Here is a 371-nt window from a genome sequence, read left to right on the forward strand (position 1 = left end):
TCAACATTGGAATGAATGGTGTTGTCACTGTCGACCACATCATCCAAATCCATATCACCTTCAACATCAACCGGGGTGCCGTTGAAAACCAATGTGGTATTGCTACCGACTAAACCTGCAGCGCTGTTGGAGTAGAACTCGTTGTAGAACTCATCATTAAATGCGATGGAACCCGCAACGAAGTCGATATGTTGACCGTTTTCATTGAGTGCACCGGCATCTTTATTGGTACCTTCAGCATTCAATGCATTGGTAAATAATTGATCGGTTGTTGTGGTCAGGACACCGTTTTGTGCCATAACCAAACCGCCATTTCCGGTCAGGCTAAGTGCTGTTGCATTAACCTTACCGTTTACCGTCAAAGTACCGGA

General features: G+C 45.3%; 1 protein-coding gene. It reads right to left on the reverse strand.

The features are described from left to right. A partial coding sequence (locus H5985_RS09300; RefSeq protein ID WP_205051025.1) for a hypothetical protein occupies nt 1-371 on the reverse strand: 371 nt, incomplete at both ends.

The sequence above is a fragment of the Parasutterella secunda genome (assembly GCF_016901835.1).
GTDB classification, from domain to species: domain Bacteria; phylum Pseudomonadota; class Gammaproteobacteria; order Burkholderiales; family Burkholderiaceae_F; genus Aphodousia; species Aphodousia faecavium.